Below are 19,204 nucleotides of genomic sequence, written 5' to 3'. Positions count from 1 at the left end.
ATATTAGGTTAGGTTTTTGACGAGCCATGGTTCGAAGTAGCTATAACGGCTTCGCCGGTTCTACAAACATTTCTGCCTATACCAGCACCGTGGCAGCTATAACATCGCAGAAGCTGCCACAGTTAAGAGCTGCGCAGTCAAATCTGCGTACGGTTTCGCTTCAGCAATTAGCATGAGCGTGCTTCGCTGAAGTTTCCTTCGCGGCTAGCTCCTGGGCTTGGTCGTTCTGGTCAGCCTGATAACTAGCGATCGCTACTTGGCGAGCCTGCTCCATACGAGCAAAGGTACGATCACCACCACCTTCTGCCATTGCATAGGAAGAGCTTGCTGCGATGGCGAGCAGTACAGAAAGGGATTTGAAAAGTTTCATGACTTTTTACCTTTGTTTACGAAGATACGGGAGACCCAGCGCAGCTCCATTAACAGAGGCTTGGGCTTGTGTGTAAGCTAACCGAGTGTCCCTGTCAGAAACCTGATCGAAACATTACGGTTTCGTCAGTAACGCAGAAGAAGTGAGTACAAGCGAAAGCGCAGGTTGCGTGTATGGCATCTTTACCTGCTGTAAATAGGTTCTGTTCCAGCATGCAAAAAAAAAGGCGCCATCAAGGCGCCAATAGGCCAAAGGAGCATGGAAATGGCCAAAAAGCAGAGTGTGGAGGCAACTGCTGGTGTAGACGTTAACGCTAGAAGCTGTCAGACAGATGATGCGAGCATTACGTTTCTGTAAGGTACTGGATGCAAGGACCGACAACCGCCACACTGTTCTAAATGCTTGCAGGAGTACCTTATGAAGCTTCTTGTTGCTGAAGACGAGCCGAAAACAGGCACCTACCTACAGCAGGGGCTCACGGAGGCCGGCTTCACTGTCGATCGAGTAGAGAACGGGACTGATGCTGCTCAGCACGCGCTTCACGGGGAATACGACCTGCTCATCTTAGATGTGATGATGCCTGGCTTGGATGGGTGGCAGGTTTTAAAGAATGTCCGCGCTGCCGGTAATGACGTTCCAGTGCTATTCCTTACCGCCCGAGACGGGGTTCAGGATCGAGTAAAGGGATTGGAGTTGGGCGCTGATGATTATCTCATCAAGCCGTTTGCTTTCTCCGAACTGCTTGCCAGGATACGCACGCTGCTTCGCCGCGGCAGCCATGCTCCCAACCAAACGATACTCAAGCTCCTCGACCTTGAGATGGACTTGCTGAGACGACGGGTTACGCGATCGGGGAAACGCATAGACCTAACTGCAAAGGAATTCGCACTTCTTGAGCTATTGCTTAGGCGTCGCGGGGAAGTGCTCTCAAAGTCACTTATCGCCTCCCAAGTATGGGACATGAACTTCGATAGCGATACCAATGTAATCGAGGTGGCGGTACGCCGGTTAAGGGCAAAGATTGATGATGAGTTCGAGCCGAAGCTGATACAAACTGCTCGCGGAATGGGCTATCTGATCGAGGCGCCAGGCTTTTAAAAATCACGCTATTTAGCGATTTGCGATATGGCCAATATAACTAGCGGGCCACCTCTGCTAATCCGTGGCGTACTGCTTTGTGCTGCTCGGCGGATCGGCCAATGCATATTCATGCGTAACTTAAGAGGCCTTAATTAGACCTCTTATTGAAACCAGAGGGATCTAAGCTATCACTGGATCCAGCTTTCGACCTCATCCGTTCCATATTCTGCTTTCCAGCCTTTCAGGACCTTGTGATTGCCACCTTTGGTCGCAACTATTTCACCGCTGTGAGGGTTCTTGTATGTCTTGACCTGACGAGCACGGCGTGGTGTCGGGCCTTGCTGAACCGGAGCGCGACGAGTCCCAAACTGCGGGTCAAGAATATTGATCAAACTAGGTAGAGTAATGCTGTATTCACCCATCAGCGAGCGAAGCTTATCTTCAAATTCCATATCCTTTTTAAGGCTCTTGTCGTTTCTCATGGCCTCAAGTTCGGCCATTTGCGACTTCAATTGCTCTTCCAGTTTACGGTACTCTGCCAGTCGGGACATTTATCATTACCTCTAAGGTCAGTGTTTAGACATTTTGGTCCATATGATATCAATACTTTCAACTACAAGCATGGCGTGACGAAATTCGGTGGGATGTTTGCGTACCCCGAGGCTGCGGGAGGAATGAAGGAGGTCCGCAGGTCGAAGCCCGAGCTCCTAAGTGACCAGCAAATCGCCATGACATGGGTCGGTATGTGTACAGCGAAGGCCTGTGGAGTAACAGACGCTAGAATATTCAAGTGATGCGAGGAAGCAGCCTTCGAAGCGTGGCCCTACGATGACAAAATCTGCAACGGTGGAAGGTTTATCATCCGGCGCGATTCCGAAGAACAGACCCAGCAGACGATTTGCGAGCTGATCGTAAACACTCGCTGGCCTCAGAGCGGGTGCATCCGAATCCCGCGAAACTGCTTACCGTAGTGAGCTTACTCTGGCGGGAAATTCTGGTAGCCAACCGTTTACGCTCTTTGGGTGTTGAGATTTGTCAGAATATTTTGGCAAAAATCCTGCATCTAATCGTTCTCACCATGCGAATTGTCGAAATATTATTATCTCAATGCTAACTTCAAAGCGGGCCCAGCCCCTGATCCAAGGGGCTGAAATTGTCAGAATTATTTGTAAACCACCAAGTGTTCCTCAGGGATAAAAACTGTCTCTGGGGGATAAAACCTGTTTCAAGGTCTGGTCACGAAGGCTAGCTCGTTCGGCCATCGCTATTTCGGATGTGATAGATGTTATCCAGTTTGGTCGTAAGACCTCAGGCAGGCGAGACGATAAATTCGCTTCTAGCTAGAGACAGAATTGTCAGCGGTTCGGTTAGTAGACATTTTCACGATGCCAAATTCGGCATAAACCAGTGGCATATAAATAAGCAAAGCATTGCCAAACTATCCGAACTAAATACTGGAACCACAGCTAATAGCTTAGAATTGTTGCTAAGCTCTTGCACTGGGTACGATGTCCATGCTTATTTAACTACAGGTAAAAACGTAGAATATTTGTCCAATTACAGTTCAGCCACCAGATCCGTTAGAAACTCCTACATAGCTCACCATAGCATTAAAATCTGCCTTAGATGCTCTAAGCACGACATGGAACAAAACGGATTTAGCTATTGGAGAAAAGTGCATCAGTTTCATCGTGTAACTGTTTGCTCACACTGTAATGTACGTTTGGTAGATAAATGCCAAGCATGTGCGAAAAGTTTTTCAATTTTTAATGAAACCGATGACGGTTTTTGGCATAACTGCAAGTGTGGTCTGAGTTTTAATGATTGGGAAGAATTTGAAAATTTTGATATTAATGAGCACCGTTACTCAAGTTTTATAGCGGGCATTTATCAAAGCGAGAAAAGATGGCTAGGCATCGGTTTCGAAGGGCTCGCGGACTACACCACATCACAGCTTGGATATGACAAGAATTATCTACTAGAATTAAAAAAACGAGCTATTTCGGATATCCAGCGAAGCTTAATTGGTACCAAATTCAATTCATTAGAAGATGAGCTTTCTGTTAGTTTGAGGGTGTTACATCTTCTCTTTGGGAGCTTTGAGAAAATGCATGAATTTATTGGCAAAATAATCTTTCTAGATGACTCTGCTCCTATTAGCTCAGTGAATGATAAGAGCAATATGCGGGGCTTATGAAATCGTCGTGTACTCACTCTCGCCGGATGCAGTGAGGCGTATACCAATCATAGTCTTATGCTGCGCAAGGCTTCATTGATCAGAACATGACGCTAGTGATGGATTCGATCTTATGTCTAGCATTGTTATCCCTCAAACCACGCGGAACAGGTATCTCAGTGGGATTGCCGCTCTAAACCTTCCGTCTGCCGCAGGAACTGGGGACTGGCACTTCCTACAAACTTTCTTTGTACAGAGGTCTAGACGTTCAACTGGCTTCATATGTGGCTTGGGTTGCGAAATAGATACGACAGCCTTTCTAGGTGATGTCGGTGTGTTCGAATGCTCTAAGCTGTTAAAGAGCTTGGATATAGAATTCGTAGGCGATGCGGCATACTCTGCAAACCACACACGAGCTGTAGCGGACCTAGTTATCGCTGCAATCCGCATTGGGCGTAATGTGGATCATCTATGCATTGATGATTGGCTACCCAAAATGTCTGATAAAGAAAGACTAATAGCTATGCTGCAGCAGGCATACTCAAATATGAATGAAGAACTGCGGCAAGCTCTCAACGTCTGGGTTCTGAGTAATTTACCTAAATAAATTTGCGAAATTTGCTTAGGGCGGTACGAGGCCGCACTAAGCGATTACTACGCACCTCGGGTGGTGAGGTAAAGGAATAAATACTTCGCAAGCTGACCTTCCGCGCGGTGGAAGGCAGATCGTAGATCTGCTGCCTGCACCGGCTATCTTTACCATGCGTTTCATCTCGAAAGGGTTCAGAACCTACGCTGATGTAACAGACCGAGCTAGACGTCTGACCGGCTGCAACCGGCCAAAAGCGGACAGCCCGGTAAGCTGCCCACCTAAGCCATGAGTTGAGATAATCGACCGCAAAACGCAGGTAGCGACACCAGCGCCTTGGCTGTCAGATACCCTTACCCAACATCTTGCCGTTAACGGTCTTGCCGTAAAGGTTCACGCCGTCATTGGCGTGGTACTTATCTCGAGTTTTCTCGACTGAGCCATCAATCAAGCGCGGGTCTTGCGGTCGCTCGTGGCTGTTCATGAAGGCCGCCACGTTCCAGGCGTCTTCATCTGACAGGGTGCCGCCTTTGCCCAGTGGCATGTTTTCCTTGATGAACGCCGCAGCCGTGTTGATTCGATGCATGCCAGCACCCCAGTTGAACGAGTCCGCCCCCCAGAGTGGCGGGAATACATAAAGGTCACCAGACTTCTGCCCTTCCCCGTTTGGCCCATGACAGACGGCGCACTGTGCGTCGTAGACCTGTTCTCCCTTCGCCAGGTCGTAGCCGCCTTCGGGTTGTGGCACTTCCGGATAGGCCCGACCGGGCAGCTCTTGCCCCGTGGGTGCTCCGGTTGCAAGCCAGTAGGAATAGGCTGAAAGCGCGGCGATAACGGGGCCGTCAGCCTCGGGTGCCTTGCCGTTCATACTGAACTGGAAACAGCCCTGAAGGCGCTCGGCATAGCTGTTCACCTTGTCGTTCTTCTTTCGGTACGCCGGGTACATGGTGTAGGCAGCCCAGAGCGGCGCAGAGTTGGCTTTCCGGCCTTGTTCGAGGTGGCAGTTCGCACAGGCCAGGCCGTTGCCCACATAGTCGGGCGCATGCGTCTTGGTATCGACGAATATGGCGCGCCCTTGCTGTACCAACTGCCCGTAGGCGTTGTCAGGCAGTTCGCTTTCCTTGGGCGGTTGGAAGTACTTGCTGCTGGCGGGATCACCGGCCCCGGTCAGGATCTGCGACTGATCTTCCATCGCGATGTCGTCCGCGAGCACCGGGAAGGCCAATGACATCAACAGCAGTGCGCTTGTATGGGGCTTCATTTGGCTGCTCCTTTGTCGGTCAGGCCTGCGAAGTATGTCGAGACCGCCATTACCTCGTCCTCGGTCAAGCTACGCGCGATGTGGCCCATCAAGTCGTTGGGGTCGTTCTTGCGGGTGCCCTGACGCCAGGCGGTCAACTGAGACGACAGGTACTGTGCCGACTGCCCGGCCAGCGGTGGGAAGGCGTCGCCGACGCCCGTTCCGCTGGGGCCGTGGCAGGCAACGCACTCGGGGATGTTGCGTTCCCAGGCGCCGCGCAGCGCAAGGGTTTCGCCAGGCCCGTCGACCAACGCGGTGCGGTCGATTCGCTCGACCTGCGGTTGCGGCTTGTCAGCCAGCATCGTCGAGACGGCCTCGGCTTCCTCACGGCTTAAGGCTGCCGCAATGGGCTGCATGATTGGATTCGCCCGCGCACCGGATGCGAAATCAGCCAGTTGCTTGCGCATGTAATTCGCCGACAAGCCGGCCAGACGGGGGAATCCCGCAGCGGCCATGCCTTCGCCCTCGGCGCCGTGGCAGGTAGCGCACGCCATCGCGGCGGTGTTGGCCCCGCCTTTGCTGTACACCGCAGCGGCATCCGCGGCGTGCGCGGACACCGAAATCGCAAGGAAGAGCCCGGCCAAGGGCCAGAGGGGGACGTTCATGTAGCCTCCAGATCATTCTTGTTATAGGTGCCGGTGCTGACTGACCGTGTCGTGTTGCTAGCGTTTGGACAACGGCCCCATGATGCCATTCAACGCCTCGGGACGAGGCGCGCCCTGATGCTGCTGCAGACGCCCTTGCTCATCTAGGTAATAGATAGCCGGGGTGGCCGAGGCGCCCATTTCGCCCATCAGGGTGAGGTTCGCCTCAAGCTGTTCATTCACCTCGGGCGCGATACGCTTGATGGCCTTGAGCGTGCTGGCCTTGCCCGCGGCCTCGTGCTCATTGAGCGCCGCCTCAGGGTCCTTCGCGGCCAGCAGTGCCGCGGATTTACCGGCGCTGTCCGGGCGCAGCATGCCGACCATCACGTGGCGAAGCTGAACGTCACCCGCTTCGACCCAGGGCCGCGCCTGTTTCCAGAACATATTGCAGAACGGGCAGTTCGGGTCGGAAAACATGTAGATAACCCGTGGCGCCTCAGCCGCGCCGTCAGCAATCCAGGTGCTGCTTTCGAGCCGCTGCCACATCTCGCTGCTCATCGGCTCATACACAAGCTTTTCCAGCGGTGCCTTGGTCAGGTCTTCGCCAGCGGAATCCAGCAAACTGCCGACCACGACATGATCACCGTCCGGTGTCAGATACAGCGCAATGCCCTGTCCGTTGTAACGCGCTGCGTAGCCCTTTAATCCTCCCGGCGCGTCGAAACTGCCGACCACTTTGGCTCCGCGCGCTTCAATGGCCTGAACCGCGGGAGGCAGCGTTTCGGCCAGCGCCCAGGGCGTCGGCAGTAAGGCGAGCGTTGAGATAAAAAACGAAAGTGAACGTACCGGTTTCATGGCTGGGTTTTGACCTCTAGTTGCTCAAGGGCGCGCGCCAGGCTGGCACGGGACAGTTCACCGAGATGGCTGCCAACTTGGCGTCCCTCGGCGTCATAAAAAAGCGTGGTGGGCAGCGACGCAGACCCTACGTGCTGGCCCAGACGACCGCCGGTGTCGAGCAGAACGTTTTCCAGACCGAGCCCTTCGGCTTCGAGGAAGTCGGCGATCAATCGCTCGCCCTCGCCCTGGTTGACGAAAAGAAAGGTCACGTCGGTGTTTTCTTGTTGCGCCTGCGCAAGGACCGGCATTTCACGCCGGCAGGGCGGGCACCAAGTGGCCCACAGGTTGACCACCAGCGGCTTGCCAACGTAATCCTGCAAGGCGACGGGTTTACCCCGGTTGTCCCGCAGGCCCATCTCAGGCAGTCGCGTGCCCTGCTCGAACGCGTGCAACGCAAAGGTCCCGAACCCCCAGCTGAGCACACCCACCAGCACCGCTGCGCCCAGCGGTCGGCGCAGCCCGCTGTCGCGCCAGGCCAGCCAGGAACCCAACAGAACGGCCACCAGCAAGCCCGGCCAGGCAATAAAACCGCCGTCACGTATGTCGATCACGCGCCAGGGCTCATCTCGGAAATGCTCGACGTACACCAGCACGAAGGCCAGCCGCGCGACCAGTAGCGCCACCAGCAGCAGCCTGAAGAGCTGTTGTTCCGGATTCCGCTCGCTGCGCCGCCCAACCCACCAGCCGGTCAGCATCGCTATAAACAGGCTCACCAGCATCAGCACATGTGGGACGGCAAGCGCCAATGGCCCCAGGTTGATCGTCAGCATCAGCCACGCTCCATTGTCTGGTTCCATCTGTTCAGAAACTGATTCGCATCGACCTCGCCGGTGATGCGCTGGGTTCGCCGCTCTTCCCCGTCCGGGCCGATGAAGAGCAGCGTCGGCGGCCCCATGACCTGATAGCGGTTCAGCAGCTCGCGACTGGCGGGATCGGTCTGCGTCACGTCCGGCCGCAGAATCCGCACGCCGGTGAGCGCTGCCTGCACCTGGGCGTCACCGAACACCTCCTTTTCCATGACCTTGCAGGACACGCACCAGTCGGCGTAGTAGTCCACCAGCACCCACTGGCCCGCGGCCCTGGCGGCAGCAAGCTCACGATCAAGGTCGGCCGGCTCGCTGAAGCCGACAAATCCGTGGGCAGGCTCAGCACCTTGCGAGGACGCAACGCCGCCTGTGAATACACCGAGCGGCCGCATGACATCCTGTGCGCCGCCAGCCGCTCCGAGCAGCAGCGCTACGCCCCAGACGCCGGCCAGCGACGCCACCGCGCGGCTGAGCGCCTGATGCCGCACCAGTTCCCGCGACAGGTGCAGCAGCCCGCTGGCACCCACAACCAGCAGCGCGCCCCACAGCCCTACCCAGAGCGGGTCGGACAACAGCGGACGAAGCACGTAGAGGGCGGCGACCAGAAATAGGAAACCGAAGGAAACCTTGACGCGATCCATCCACGGCCCAGGCTTGGGCAGGAAGCGATTGCCCACCGTCACCAGCAGCACCAGTGGCGTACCGATCCCCAGGCCCAGCGCGAACAGCACCAGGCCACCGTTCACGGCGTCGCCGCTTTGGGCGATGTACAGCAGCGCCGCGGCCAGCGGTGCAGTCATGCAGGGGCCCACCAGCAGCCCGGACAACACGCCCAACGCGCTGGCCCCGGCGAGGCTGCCGCCCCGGCGCTTGCGGCCGGCCTGCTCCAGCCGATCACGCAGGCCCGCCGGCAGTTGCAGTTCGAAGAAGCCGAACATAGGTAAGGACAGCAGCACGAACAGGCCAGCGAAACTTGCGATCAGCCACGGCTGCATCAGCCATCCCTGCAGATTCGCACCCAGTAGCGCCGCCACCACTCCGAGGGCGGCGTAAACCAGCGCCATGCTGAATACGTAGGCCCCAGCCAGCGCCATGCCGCGGCGAGGCCCGGCCTGGCTACCCACGACGATGCCGGCCAGGATGGGCAGCATCGGCAGCGAACAGGGTGCAAAGGCAAGCAGCAGGCCGAGTCCGAAGAAGATCAGCAGGCTCCAGCCCAGCGACTGCTGCTGTAGCCCGCTGGCCAGGGCCTGGTCGTCGGCCTGAACCGGCATGGACGGAGGGGTGCTGCTGCCGCCCAGCTCTACCGTGCGGCTTTGCGGCGGATAGCACAGGCCGGCATCGGCGCAGCCTTGCCAGCCGAGTTCAAGCGACGCGAGATCCGCATCGGGGAGCTGCACTTCCAGGCTGTCGCGATAGATTCGCGAATCACCAAAATACTCGTCATGGTACGGCTCGCCAGGCGGCAACTGGGGCTCGTTCCCCGGTGGCAGCCCTGCGAATCGCAGGCGCTCCTTGTAGAGGTAATAGCCGGGCGCAATATCCCAGCGCAGCACGGCGCCGCCAGCGTCAGGCTGCTCGACGTGCAGCGTGAACGCTTCATCCACGGGCAGAAAGTCCTGCTGCTTCTGACCGAAGGTGAACGGCGAAGCGTTCGCCAGCTGCACAGACCATAGGCAGCAGGCCAGAAAGATAAAAAGCGCTCGCATGCACAACACCCGATTACCAGATTCGACGGCGAGCTTGCCGACTCGGGATTAAGAGGCGATTAACGAGGCATGGACACAACCTGTAAGGCCGAGCGACGTTGAGGCGCGAGCAACTCGGCGTACCATCTGCTAACGCGCCGTTAATCCAGGCGGACGATACTGACTGCTGCCTATCAAGCGATTCCCACATGCACGTACTGCTGACAGAAGACAACGCACTGATCGCCAGTGGCATCGTCGCCGGGCTAGAAGCCCAGGGCTTCAGCGTGGCCCATGCCGCTACGGCCGGGCAGGCCGACTCGCTGCTGCGCACAGCCAGCTTCGACCTGATGGTTCTCGATCTGGGTCTGCCTGACGAAGACGGCCTGCGCTTTCTGCAGCGCCTGCGCCGCCGCGGCCTCGAGCTGCCTGTGCTGATCCTGACCGCCCGGGATGCGGTAACCGAGCGGGTCTCCGGGCTTCAGGCGGGCGCTGACGACTACCTCGTCAAACCCTTCGACCTGCGTGAGCTCGCTGCCCGCCTGCATGCCCTACTGCGCCGCGCTGCCGGGCGGGCAACGCAGATGATCGAACACGGCCCGCTAAGCTACGATCCCGCCGCCTGTGCGGCCTTCATGGCAGGCGAACCCGTGGACCTGTCGCGCCGTGAACAGGCGCTGCTCCAGGCGCTACTGCAGAACCCCGGCCGCGTGCTATCGGCCGAGCAGCTCAAGGACGCCGTGTACGGACTGGGCGATGACGTCGAAAGCAACGCCCTGAATGTCCATATCCACCATCTTCGCCGCAAGCTGGGTAACGGCATCGTCGAAACCGTCAGAGGGATCGGTTATCGCCTGGGCCCGGCCGGCCATGCGTCGGCGTCCACCGAGGCACCCGACCCATGAGCTTGCGCCTGCGCCTGACCCTTACCCTCGGCTCGGCCTTCGTGCTGCTCTGGGCGCTGGCCGCGACCTGGATGCTCTTCGATGTTCGCAATCAGTTGATGCAGTCCCTCGATCAGCGCCTTGCTGCGTCGGCGCGGATGGTTGCGGGTCTGTTGGTGCAACTGCCGCAACCGCAACTGGGCGAAGGCGGTATCACCCGGCTGAGTGCGGAACAGCTTGGCATCGAAAACGGCCTGGCCTGCCAGATCAGCTCCTTGCGGGGTGAAATCCTGGCGCGCAGCCATGCGGCGCCAGACAGCACGCTCGACGCTCAGCGCACCGGCTTTCACGACCAGATGATTGGCGATACCGCCTGGCGTAGTTTCACCTTCATCCAGAACGGCATGCGCATCACCACGGCCGATCGCCTTGACGAGCGCACCGCACTCCAGCGCTCGGTGCTCCTGGCCGCGGCACTGCCGGTGTTCGTCGCGTTGCTGGGCAGCCTGATCGTGTTGTGGATCGGAATCGGCAACGGCCTTGCGCCACTCAGACGCATCCGCACGGCCCTGGCGCAGCGCAGCGCCGACTCGGTAGAGCCGTTGCACATCGAGCGACTGCCGCGAGAGCTGACGCCCCTGGTCGAAACCCAGAACCAGCTGTTCGCGCGGATCGCGCACATGCTCGAACGCGAACGTCGGCTCACCGATGACGCCGCCCATGAACTGCGCAGCCCGCTGACCGCCATCAAGACCCACCTGCAGGTCGCGGCCATGACCGAGGGCGATACCGCGAAACGGGCATTGGCCCAGGCCGAGGTCGGCACGGATCGCCTGCACCGGATCCTCGAACAGCTGCTCATGCTGGCGCGGGTCGAAGGTCGCGTGTCCTTCAATGACGGCCTCAGCTGCACGGCCCTCGACGTCGCGCAGCTGGCGATCGCTGACGCCAGTCAGCAGCCCGGGCCGCACATCGAGCTGTGCGGGGCGCAAGATGTCTGCCCTCACCCACTGGCGATGCCGCCCACCCTGGCGGTCGCGGCGTTGCGCAACCTGCTCGACAATGCCCGCCGCCATACCCGGCACGGCACAGCCATCCGCTTGACGCTCTCACAGCTGGATGAACGCCGGGTTCGCTTCAGCGTGCAGGATCACGGCCCGGCCATCCCGCCGGAAATGCTCGAGCGTCTGACGGAGCGCTTCTGGCGCAGCGGCGAAGGTGAAGGCAGTGGTCTGGGCCTGTCCATCGTCAAGGCGATCGCCGAGCGCTGTGCCTGCGATCTGCGTTTCGAGCCGCAGGCGGACGGCCTCATCGTCGAGTTGGTGGTCAGCCTGCAGGCTCCCGCTCCCTGAAGACGGCACCTCGATAACCTGAACGTCCAGCCACGCACACCGTCCGAATAGCTGACTGAGCAATCCGTTAACCATCGTCGGAGGTGGCAATGCTTGTTTTCGAACCTGTTTATACAGACGGCCTGGCGCAGATTTCCTATCTGGTCGGCGACAGCAAGGCCGCGGTAGCCGCGGTCATCGACCCACGCCGCGACATCGATATCTACCTGCAAATGGCCAAGGCGCGAGGCCTGCGAATCGCCTACGCCATCGAAACACATATCCATGCCGACTTCGTGTCCGGCGCCCAGGCGCTGGCGAAGCGCACCGGGGCACAGATCATCGGCGGTCGCGCGGATAACTACGAGTTCGAGCTTCGCCAGGTCAGCGGTGGCGAGACGATAGAGCTCGGGCAGGCCACGCTGCAGGTCATGCACACGCCCGGGCATACGCCTGAACATATCTCCCTGCAGCTGTTCGACGCCCAGCAGGGCGACCAGCCGATCGCGCTGTTTACCGGCGATACCCTGTTCAACCTGGACGTCGGGCGCCCCGACCTGCTGGGCGAAGGCAGCGAACGAAAGCTGGCCGGCGCGCTGTACCACACACTTTTCGATCACTACCTGCCCCTTGGCGACAGGATTGAAATCTACCCCTGCCACGGCGCCGGCTCGGCCTGCGGCAAGTCTATCGGCGACCGTCGCCACTCCACGCTCGGCAGCGAGCGTCTCTTCAACCCCGCGTTGCGCGAGCAGCGGAGCGAGGACGCGTTCATCGATTGGCTACTGGCGGACATGCCGGAACCACCCCGTCACTACGCGCGCCTGAAAAAACTGAACTTGCGCCCAGCGGTGCAGATAGAAGGCCCTGCCCTGCCGCCGCCCCTCGCCCCGTCCGACTTCGAGGCACTGGCCGCGCACGACATGCAGGTTGTGGACGTCCGCTCGATCCTCGCGTTTGGCGGCGGGCACGTGCCCGGGGCGGTCAACATCGCCCTGCGCAACGAGTTCGTGAACTGGGCGGGCCGGATGCTCGACGACGCTCGCCCGATCCTGCTGGTGGGCGAATCGGCCGACGATGTCCACCAGGCTGTCACCCAGCTCTACCGGATAGGCCTGGACGATATTCGCGGCTATCTGCGCAACGGCATGACGGACTGGCAGAACGCGGCGCTACCGCTGAACAGGCTTCAGGAATGGACGGTTCATGAACTGAATGCACGTCGTGAAGCGCCCGATGTACAGGTGCTGGATGTACGCAGCCCCCAAGAGGTTGCGGCGGGTCGGGTGCCTGGCGCCAGGCACATCTTCGTCGCGCACCTCGCCGACCGGCTCAACGAGCTGGATCCGGACAAGACCACCGTCACCTACTGCGGATCCGGCTATCGCGCCTCCATCGCTGCCAGCATCCTCAAGAAAGCCGGCTTTCGTGATGTGGCCAATGTCCCCGGTTCCTGGATGGCCTGGAAGGCGGCAAACCTGCCGGTCCAGGAAGGCTAAGGTCTTATCCGGTCGCGCGGCGCAGGTGTCTGGCTTGCCACCTGCGGGTGCGCGATCAGAAGGCGACTTGAAGCAGCAAGGCCGACGCGGCAACAGCCGCGACCAATCCGAAGCCCCGCTGCAGCAGGCGCCCGTCCAGGCGAGAGGAAACCGTGCGGCCGGCGAACATCCCGAGCACGGCACCGGCCGAGAATGGCAGCGCCACTGCCCACTGGATGCCACCCGTCAGCGCGGCGGACAACACGCCGCTGACCGACACCAGGCCGATGACCGCCAACGACGTGGCGGCAATCGAACGCATCGGCAGATCACTGAAGCGACTGAGCGCCGGCACCAGCACGAACCCGCCGCCGACCCCCAGCAAGCCGGAGAGGAAACCGGCCAAGGTGCCGGAGGCGGCGACGGTCGCTGCACAGCGTGAGGTCCAGTGAAAGCGGCCCGTCTGCGGGTTCAGCCGACAGGGCACGGCTCTCGGGGTCGTGTCATCGCTCGGCGGGCGCCTGAATGCCCTGAAGGCGACCCAGAACATCACCAGCGCAAACACCACGGCAAGCACATCGTGCGCTACCCGCGCGGCCACCCAGAGGCCGACGGGCGCGAGCAACACGCCACAGCAGGCCATCAGGGCCGCCGCCTTGTACCGGACAATGCCGTCCCTCAGACCAATCACTGCCCCGACCCAGGCCGCGAATCCGACCGCCATCAACCCGATTGGCGCGGCCTGATGCAGCTCGAGCCCGACCACGAAGATCAGCAACGGCACGGTGAGGATGCCGCCGCCGGCACCGGTCAGCGCCAGGACGAGGCCGACCAATAGCCCAAGCCCGATCTCAACCATCGTTGCGCTCCGGAAGCCTTGGATCACCTTTCGATTTAGAGCGACTGCAACCTATCACTGCGGCTTCCCTGAGAAGCGTGTCTGCAACTCGTAGAGCGCCATACCCGCCAACATGGCGAGGACAAAGATCAAGGGTTCGCTCCGACCACTCAAAAGCGTCGCGACCGCCGGACCCGGACAATAGCCAGCCAGCCCCCATCCCGCTCCGAATGCCAGGCTGCCCAGTACAAGAGGGCGATCGATCCGGGTGGCGGTGGGCATTCGCATGATATCTCCCAGCACCGCCCGGGACCGTTTGGAGGCGAAATAGAACCCGACACTGGCGACCGCAATCGCACCGCCCATAACGAACGCGAGCGAGGGGTCCCACGGCCCGGCCAGATCGAGAAAGGCGATCACTTTGGACGGATCGGCCATCCCTGACAGGATCAGGCCAAGGCCGAAAACCAGCCCCGCTACAAAGGCGCTCAGCAATTTCATGGCAACTCCTCAGCCCAGCAGGTGGCGGATGACGAACACGGTTAGAAAGCCGCTGGCCATGAACGCGGCCGTCGCGACCAGCGAGCGCGGCGACCGTCGCGACAACCCGCAGACGCCATGCCCGCTCGTACAACCGGAGCCATACCGCGTGCCGATCCCGACCAACACACCAGCCGCGATCAGCGTCAAGGTGCTCGCCTCTACTTCGATGTCTGGTTGCTCGAACGCGGCCTGAAACAGCACCGGCGCGATCACCAGCCCGGCAATGAATGCAACACGCCAGAGCACATCGCCTTTGCCTGGCCGCAGCAAGCCGCCGATCACGCCGCTGATGCCCGCGATTCTCCCGCTCAACAGGATAAATAAGGTCGCAGCAAGACCGATCAGCGCGCCCCCTGCGAGCGAGGACCACGGTGTGAAATGTGCCCAGTCAATCGTCATGCCGAGGGTTCCTCGCGTTCGGGATGCTGACAGTAAAGCCGGTAAAGCACCTGCATAACCTCCATCGCTTGAGGGCTGGCGATGCTGTAATGCACTTGCTTGCCCTCGCGTCGGGTGCTGACCAAGCCGTTATGGCGCAGCACCGTGAGCTGCTGCGACAGGGTCGGCTGCACAATGCCCGTCGCACTGGCGAGGTCACCCACGCAGTGCTCGCCCTGGGTCAGCTGGCAGAGCAACAACAGGCGGTCGGGGTTGCCGAGCACTTTCAGCAAGCCGCAGGCGTCCGCGGCACTGCGACGAAGCGTTTCGATATCGATTTCTGCCATGTGGGCCATTTTGTTCAGGTGGGTCAGGTGGATTTGACAATACGATTTATCAATATATATTTCAATAGATCGTATCAACACGGCAGCGGACGCCCGGTCGGAACTCGACCTCCCGCACACGCCCTACAATTATGCGGCATCGCTGTGACTTTCACCTCGCCGCGCCCACCCCGTCGGCGCGAACCTGGAGATCAACATGTCATCGATACAGCAAAACAGTACCAATCATGACCAGGCGGACAGGGTTCGCCGCTCAACGTCCCAACCTGTGAACCAGGAAATCGATCGGCAAACGGACGAGAACATTCGTCGATTCAGCGGGATGGGGCGAAGCGCAATCCTTCAGCGTATCGACGCCCTGGATCGCGAGTGGGACGTGGAACGCGTGCTCGAGGTCAATGCCTCCTCGCTCGCGCTGTCTGGCTTGCTACTTGGCCTGACAGCGAACCGAAAGTGGTTTCTGCTGCCTGGCGTCGTGCTGCCGTTTCTTCTGCAACACGGCTTGCAGGGCTGGTGCCCGCCGCTGGCGATCTTGCGCCGGCTGGGTATCCGCACGCGGGGCGAGATCGATCAGGAAAAGTATGCACTGCTCAGTGCGCTGGAACAGGCACCGCTGAACACTCACCACTCGCCGAGACCATCATGATATTTCGCCAGCTGTTCGAGCCCGTGTCGTCCACCTATACCTACGTACTCGGATGCGAGGACACCGGCCAGGCCGTGCTCATCGACCCGGTCATTTCCGCAACGGACCGCGACCTGGCCGAGCTGGCCAGGCTGGACCTGCAGCTGGCGTTCACCTTGGACACCCATATACATGCCGACCACATCACCGCCGCGCTGGAGCTGAAGAAGCAGACCGGCTGCCGTATCGCGGGGCCGGCTATCGATAAGTTGCCCTGCACGGATGTGGGCATTGAAGAAGGTGTTCCTTTCATCGTCGGCAGCCTGCAGTTCACACCCTTGCATACCCCCGGACACACCGACGGGCATTTTGCCTATCTCCTCGGTGATCGCCTGTTCAGCGGTGATGCGTTGCTCATCGACGGCTGCGGTAGGACTGACTTTCAGAACGGCAGCGCCGACGACCTGTTTCACAGCGTTAGAAACAAGCTGTTCACGCTGCCAGACGACACCCTGGTCTATCCCGGCCATGACTACAGCGGTCGACGAGTCTCGACCATCGCCCAGGAAAAGCAGCGCAACCCCCGACTCGGTGAAGCGATAACGTTGGAGCGCTTCCGCGACATCATGGCGGAACTGAACTTGCCCTATCCCGCGTTCATCGATCATGCCGTGCCGGGGAATCGCCAGTGCGGTGTCTGCCCACCCGACCTGACGGATAATTTCCGCCGCTATTGCGAACAGGTTGAGCACAGTCCTCAGGGTTGAGCACGTCATGCCAGCCCCCGTGAGGCCCGGGGAATCGATCACCGTTCGCAGCCTCCAGGCGACGTTACCAAGAATCCATTTCGCTACGTGAGGAATTGAATATGAAGAGCCCAGATCGACCCCGTTTCGGCGTGAGCGCAGACCGGCAATCGGGAAGCCGCCGCGTTCGCTATGTCGAAACCAACCGCCCAGATAGCCAGAACTGCACGATTTGCCAGCTGGATGAAGAAAACCCATCGCCAGTCGAGGCGTCTTCCAGCGCGCACGATACCGGTGAGCAGAAGCCCGGCGCCAAGTCGGAGCGGTAGGGCCTCCGACGCCCCTAGTGAACGCGGCTTAGCACAAATCCCTTGCGACGAGAGCTTTGGTCTCGCCAGCCCCCGCGCACGTACCACTTCGCCAATACGAAAAACGAACTAGGAACGAGCTAGGGATGTATCTCGGCAAACGAGCCAACGTCCGCTTTTGGCCAAAAGCAGTCAGTTACAGCCAACCGAACGAGGCTATATTTCTCGCGCCAACATCATTTCGTAGCCCCCCCTGATTGTTTCGCATCCTCCCGCCTGCCGATCGAGAGATCACGTAACCAGCGTTTCGGCTTGAATCCAGATTGAAGAGGCGATAGCGTTTCGCCATAACGCTGCATAAGGAATTGAGCATGGCAAACGCGGTTTCGGCCGGATGGCACGGGCATGATTATCAAGCCCGATTTTTCTGGATTCATGCATCTGCATTAAGGGACCCTGATCAGTCACATGTCATTGAAGTCTCCTACGAGGCTGACGGTCCTAAAGCGTTCGACGACGTGATTATTCGCTATGACCCGCCGCGGGCGAGCACTGGGCCGGTGCGCATCTCGGTTGACTACCACCAGATCAAGTTTCATGTCACTGGCGCAGGTCGATTCGGCTACGCAGATCTCATCAATCCAGCCTTCATCGGCGCCGAATCGGTGTCTCTCCTGGAAAGATTGAAGCAGGCAAAAAAGAGCGCACCTCAGAACTCTGCTTATCACCTTGTTACGATCGACAGCGTTAAAGATGGCGATCCACTGGGTGAGATCATTTCAGCCGTGGACTATTCCCTGCGCCTTGACAAGCTATCGGTTGGCAAAACGGACACCAGTAAAATGGGCAAGGTTCGCAAGCTGTGGCGCGAACATCTCAAGCTCGCATCGGACGACGAACTGAAGAAGGTGCTGGAGGGACTTCATATTGCAACCGCCCAGCGGTCTCTGACTCAGCTGCGCGAAGAAGTGAACCTTCGCTTCCGAGTAGTTGGCCTGATCAGTTGCCATGACAGTTCCGAATTCCGTTTCGACGCTGCTGCAAGGTCCCTCAAGAGCAAAGGCCTGTACCAGTTTACGCGCCAGCAGTTCGAAACCCTCTGCCAAGAGGAAGGTTGGGTTCGTTCCGATCCTCCTGAGAATCTCCTCAACGTAGCCCTTCGCTCGTTTGCAGATGGTCCAACCGACCGTATAGACGCGCTACCGGAAAACACTCTTTCACTATTGCAGCACTTTGACGGCCGTCACCTCAGACCAGGCGAGGATTGGGCATCTGTAGTTCAACCCGCGGTTGAGTCGTTCCTGGCGCGAATAAAGCAATCGGAACGCCGTATTCGATTGTTTCTGGACGTTCATACCTCAATCGCATTCCTGGCAGGACGATGCCTCGGGCTGAAATCCGGCATGGAGGTTGAGCTCGTTCAGAAGGGGCGCTCAGGGACATCTGTTTGGCGGGCAGATGACGGCAAAGATAAGAGCGCAACCGATGTCACTGTTGAACAACTCCATGCTGGTCCAGACATTGCGCTTGTGTTGAGCATATCTCGAGATGCTGTGGACGATGTGCGGGACTACGTCGCCAAGCAGCCGACGATAGGCAAGATTTTGCACATCACGCCTACAGAGGGGCCAGGCCAAAACGCCGTAGCGGGAGGGGCCCATGCCGCCCGCCTGGCGGACGACGTTGCCAAGGCAGTGGCCAAGGCTCGGGTTCCATTCGGCGCTCAAATCCACGTATTTAGCGCGGCACCGAATGCGGTCAATTTCTTTGTGGGTCAACACGCCGAAGCTATGGGCACATGCGTTTTCTACGAGTTCGATTTCAACCGCCGCGTCGACGGTAGCTACCACCCCACCTTCAAGGTTCAATGACATGGAACTCAAACCTCAATTCGCGGAGTTCCTAGCGGGAATTCGGCCAACGCCTTCACAGCAGGAAGATTGGAAAGTCGGGTCGAAGACCTTGCGAAGCCGGCTCGAGTCCGATGAGAAACTCAAGGGCATCGTCGTAGCTACCTTCCTGCAAGGCAGCGTTCGCAGGTCAACAGCCATCCGCCCCCTGGGTGACAAACGTCCAGACGTCGATGTCGTGGTGGTGACGAATCTGGATTACAACCGACTGACGCCGAAGGAGGCTATGGTTTGTTGCCGCTGACCGAAAACTGACCCAGTAGAGGCTGTTCTGCCGACTGAAAACTGACCCAGGTGTTCAACTGCTTCTGCTCAATTTTTGAGCA

21 protein-coding genes are annotated in these 19,204 nt (G+C 59.0%); 10 read left to right on the top strand and 11 right to left on the bottom strand.

The annotated features are described in order from the left end of the window. Positions 1 to 160 precede the first annotated feature (160 nt). Entirely contained in the window at positions 161 to 370 is a 210-nt protein-coding gene (locus ACQKIK_RS22165) for a co-regulatory protein PtrA N-terminal domain-containing protein (protein ID WP_023444727.1), read from the bottom strand. A 417-nt stretch (positions 371 to 787) separates the two neighbouring features. On the opposite strand from ACQKIK_RS22165, the gene ACQKIK_RS22160 reads away from it, so the two are divergent. Then, complete coding sequence (locus ACQKIK_RS22160) at positions 788 to 1,468, top strand: heavy metal response regulator transcription factor (protein WP_014822231.1); 681 nt, start codon at positions 788 to 790, stop codon at positions 1,466 to 1,468. A 170-nt stretch (positions 1,469 to 1,638) separates the two neighbouring features. On the opposite strand, the gene ACQKIK_RS22155 is transcribed toward ACQKIK_RS22160, so the two are convergent. Beyond that, positions 1,639 to 2,001, bottom strand: coding sequence for a histone-like nucleoid-structuring protein, MvaT/MvaU family (locus ACQKIK_RS22155; protein WP_014822230.1), 363 nt, complete (start codon positions 1,999 to 2,001; stop codon positions 1,639 to 1,641). Positions 2,002 to 2,732: 731 nt separating this feature from the next. Between ACQKIK_RS22155 and ACQKIK_RS22150 the strand changes: the two genes are divergently transcribed. After that, the gene (locus tag ACQKIK_RS22150; RefSeq protein ID WP_081262849.1) at positions 2,733 to 3,647 is read left to right on the top strand and encodes a TniQ family protein; all 915 of its coding nucleotides are present in this window, start codon (positions 2,733 to 2,735) and stop codon (positions 3,645 to 3,647) included. Between the two features lie 911 nt (positions 3,648 to 4,558). Here the strand turns inward: ACQKIK_RS22150 and ACQKIK_RS22145 are convergent. Genes ACQKIK_RS22145 through dsbD form a run of 5 tightly spaced genes read right to left on the bottom strand, consistent with a single transcriptional unit; the run spans position 4,559 to position 9,511 of the window. Continuing rightward, positions 4,559 to 5,476, bottom strand: a complete 918-nt coding sequence (locus ACQKIK_RS22145) for a c-type cytochrome (RefSeq protein WP_003289353.1) — start codon at positions 5,474 to 5,476, stop codon at positions 4,559 to 4,561. Next, complete coding sequence (locus ACQKIK_RS22140; RefSeq protein ID WP_003289355.1) at positions 5,473 to 6,120, bottom strand: c-type cytochrome; 648 nt, start codon at positions 6,118 to 6,120, stop codon at positions 5,473 to 5,475. Before ACQKIK_RS22140 ends, ACQKIK_RS22145 begins: the two co-directional genes overlap by 4 nt. A 57-nt stretch (positions 6,121 to 6,177) precedes the next feature. After that, the gene (gene dsbG / locus ACQKIK_RS22135) at positions 6,178 to 6,954 is read right to left on the bottom strand and encodes a thiol:disulfide interchange protein DsbG (protein ID WP_003289357.1); all 777 of its coding nucleotides are present in this window, start codon (positions 6,952 to 6,954) and stop codon (positions 6,178 to 6,180) included. Continuing rightward, positions 6,951 to 7,766: a TlpA family protein disulfide reductase gene (locus ACQKIK_RS22130; RefSeq protein ID WP_023444733.1), complete on the bottom strand. Its 816-nt coding sequence runs from the start codon at positions 7,764 to 7,766 to the stop codon at positions 6,951 to 6,953. The genes dsbG and ACQKIK_RS22130 overlap by 4 nt, the downstream gene beginning before the upstream one ends. Further along, positions 7,766 to 9,511: a protein-disulfide reductase DsbD gene (dsbD, locus tag ACQKIK_RS22125; RefSeq protein WP_023444732.1), complete on the bottom strand. Its 1,746-nt coding sequence runs from the start codon at positions 9,509 to 9,511 to the stop codon at positions 7,766 to 7,768. The genes ACQKIK_RS22130 and dsbD overlap by 1 nt, the downstream gene beginning before the upstream one ends. Positions 9,512 to 9,699: 188 nt before the next feature. Between dsbD and ACQKIK_RS22120 the strand changes: the two genes are divergently transcribed. The 3 genes from ACQKIK_RS22120 (at position 9,700) to ACQKIK_RS22110 (ending at position 13,204) form a co-directional block, all read left to right on the top strand. Further along, positions 9,700 to 10,395 carry a response regulator gene (locus ACQKIK_RS22120; protein ID WP_003289360.1) on the top strand — a complete coding sequence of 232 codons (696 nt, stop codon included), beginning with the start codon at positions 9,700 to 9,702 and terminating at the stop codon, positions 10,393 to 10,395. After that, positions 10,392 to 11,726, top strand: a complete 1,335-nt coding sequence (locus tag ACQKIK_RS22115) for a sensor histidine kinase (RefSeq protein ID WP_003289361.1) — start codon at positions 10,392 to 10,394, stop codon at positions 11,724 to 11,726. Before ACQKIK_RS22120 ends, ACQKIK_RS22115 begins: the two co-directional genes overlap by 4 nt. An 89-nt stretch (positions 11,727 to 11,815) precedes the next feature. Further along, positions 11,816 to 13,204 (top strand): MBL fold metallo-hydrolase, encoded by a 1,389-nt coding sequence (locus tag ACQKIK_RS22110; protein ID WP_023444731.1) that lies wholly within the window; start codon positions 11,816 to 11,818, stop codon positions 13,202 to 13,204. A gap of 55 nt (positions 13,205 to 13,259) precedes the next feature. Here ACQKIK_RS22110 and ACQKIK_RS22105 read toward each other — a convergent pair whose 3' ends face one another. Genes ACQKIK_RS22105 through ACQKIK_RS22090 form a run of 4 tightly spaced genes read right to left on the bottom strand, consistent with a single transcriptional unit; the run spans position 13,260 to position 15,298 of the window. Continuing rightward, positions 13,260 to 14,042, bottom strand: coding sequence for a sulfite exporter TauE/SafE family protein (locus ACQKIK_RS22105; protein ID WP_003289367.1), 783 nt, complete (start codon positions 14,040 to 14,042; stop codon positions 13,260 to 13,262). A gap of 54 nt (positions 14,043 to 14,096) precedes the next feature. Further along, a complete protein-coding gene (locus tag ACQKIK_RS22100; protein ID WP_003289368.1) occupies positions 14,097 to 14,522 on the bottom strand; it encodes a YeeE/YedE family protein in 426 nt (141 codons plus the stop codon). 9 nt (positions 14,523 to 14,531) lie between these two features. Continuing rightward, the gene (locus tag ACQKIK_RS22095; RefSeq protein ID WP_003289369.1) at positions 14,532 to 14,963 is read right to left on the bottom strand and encodes a YeeE/YedE family protein; all 432 of its coding nucleotides are present in this window, start codon (positions 14,961 to 14,963) and stop codon (positions 14,532 to 14,534) included. Beyond that, positions 14,960 to 15,298: an ArsR/SmtB family transcription factor gene (locus ACQKIK_RS22090; protein WP_003289371.1), complete on the bottom strand. Its 339-nt coding sequence runs from the start codon at positions 15,296 to 15,298 to the stop codon at positions 14,960 to 14,962. Before ACQKIK_RS22090 ends, ACQKIK_RS22095 begins: the two co-directional genes overlap by 4 nt. A 187-nt stretch (positions 15,299 to 15,485) precedes the next feature. Here ACQKIK_RS22090 and ACQKIK_RS22085 point away from each other — a divergent pair, with 187 nt between their 5' ends. The 5 genes from ACQKIK_RS22085 (at position 15,486) to ACQKIK_RS22065 (ending at position 19,122) form a co-directional block, all read left to right on the top strand. Continuing rightward, the gene (locus ACQKIK_RS22085) at positions 15,486 to 15,935 is read left to right on the top strand and encodes a hypothetical protein (protein WP_003289372.1); all 450 of its coding nucleotides are present in this window, start codon (positions 15,486 to 15,488) and stop codon (positions 15,933 to 15,935) included. Further along, positions 15,932 to 16,681, top strand: coding sequence for an MBL fold metallo-hydrolase (locus tag ACQKIK_RS22080; RefSeq protein WP_003289374.1), 750 nt, complete (start codon positions 15,932 to 15,934; stop codon positions 16,679 to 16,681). The genes ACQKIK_RS22085 and ACQKIK_RS22080 overlap by 4 nt, the downstream gene beginning before the upstream one ends. Before the next feature lie 101 nt (positions 16,682 to 16,782). After that, the gene (locus tag ACQKIK_RS22075) at positions 16,783 to 16,989 is read left to right on the top strand and encodes a hypothetical protein (protein ID WP_064481018.1); all 207 of its coding nucleotides are present in this window, start codon (positions 16,783 to 16,785) and stop codon (positions 16,987 to 16,989) included. A 350-nt stretch (positions 16,990 to 17,339) separates the two neighbouring features. Then, positions 17,340 to 18,839, top strand: coding sequence for an SAVED domain-containing protein (locus ACQKIK_RS22070; RefSeq protein WP_064481019.1), 1,500 nt, complete (start codon positions 17,340 to 17,342; stop codon positions 18,837 to 18,839). Between the two features lies 1 nt (position 18,840). Next, positions 18,841 to 19,122 carry an SMODS domain-containing nucleotidyltransferase gene (locus tag ACQKIK_RS22065; RefSeq protein WP_499137427.1) on the top strand — a complete coding sequence of 94 codons (282 nt, stop codon included), beginning with the start codon at positions 18,841 to 18,843 and terminating at the stop codon, positions 19,120 to 19,122. Positions 19,123 to 19,204 lie beyond the last annotated feature (82 nt).

Source organism: Pseudomonas sp. NPDC047961, from assembly GCF_050272435.1.
In the GTDB taxonomy this organism is placed as follows: domain Bacteria; phylum Pseudomonadota; class Gammaproteobacteria; order Pseudomonadales; family Pseudomonadaceae; genus Stutzerimonas.
This window is presented reverse-complemented; position numbering and strand designations above follow the sequence as displayed.